We start from the raw sequence: 543 nt of genomic DNA on the forward strand, positions 1-543 counted from the left end.
CAGCCGGACGCCGCCGCGTACGTGATGTACACCTCCGGCTCCACCGGCACCCCCAAAGGCGTCGTCGTCACCCACCGCAACGTCACCTCACTCGCCCTCGACCCCCGCTTCGATCCCCACGCGCACCAGCGGGTTCTGCACCACTCACCGTCCGCCTTCGACGCCTCCACCTACGAAATCTGGGTCCCACTCCTCAACGGCGGCGCCATCGTCATCGCCCCCGCCGGCGACCTCGACATCCCCCTACTGCAGAAAACCATCACCGAACACCACGTCACCGCAGCCTGGCTCACCAGCTCCCTGTTCAACGTCATGACCGAACACCACCCCGAAACCCTCACCGGGGTGCAGCAGATCTGGACCGGCGGCGAAGCCGTATCCGGTGCATCCGTCCAACGCCTCCAACAAGCCTGCCCCACCACCACCGTCACCGACGGCTACGGACCCACCGAAACCACCACCTTCGCCACCTGCTACCCCATCCCCAACCCCTACACGGGCAACGCCACCGTGCCCATCGGCCGCCCCATGGCCAACACCCGC

The 543-nt window shown here is 67.2% G+C and carries 1 protein-coding gene; it reads left to right on the plus strand.

The features are described from left to right. Positions 1-543 (plus strand): AMP-binding protein (locus C6N31_RS42420; RefSeq protein WP_198359648.1); only part of this gene is annotated, 543 nt, incomplete at both ends.

Source organism: Streptomyces fildesensis (assembly GCF_016107395.1).
Classification (GTDB): domain Bacteria; phylum Actinomycetota; class Actinomycetes; order Streptomycetales; family Streptomycetaceae; genus Actinacidiphila; species Actinacidiphila fildesensis.